At 69.9% G+C, this 352-nt stretch carries 1 pseudogene; it reads right to left on the minus strand.

Annotated elements, in window-relative coordinates:
• Positions 1-352 (minus strand): annotated as a pseudogene (locus tag J0695_RS42330) (MFS transporter); the annotation flags it as partial.

Below are 352 nucleotides of genomic sequence, written 5' to 3' on the forward strand. Positions count from 1 at the left end.
GCATGCCTGCGGCTGTCACCAGGAGGCTGGTGCGCGTCCCCCACGCTTCCGCGAGGAAGCCGCCGAGCAGCGAACCGAGCGGGGTCAGCCCCATGCCGACGAAGTTGATCGTCGCGGCCGCGCGGCCTTGCATCCCGTCCGGAGTGAGGGTCTGCCGGACGGCCATGAGGGTGACGTTCACCAGCTGACCGAAGGTCCCGAACATGAAGCTGATCGCAAGGAGCGCGGGAACCGTCACCACGGAGGAACCGTGCAGTGCGGGAACGAGCAGGAACACGCCGTCGCCGAGTGCCGCCGCGGACACGAGCACAGCGCCATGTCCGAACCGGCTCGGCAGGCGGGCGGCCAGCAG

It is taken from the genome of Streptomyces beijiangensis (assembly GCF_017315755.1).
Classification (GTDB): Bacteria; Actinomycetota; Actinomycetes; order Streptomycetales; family Streptomycetaceae; genus Streptomyces; species Streptomyces beijiangensis.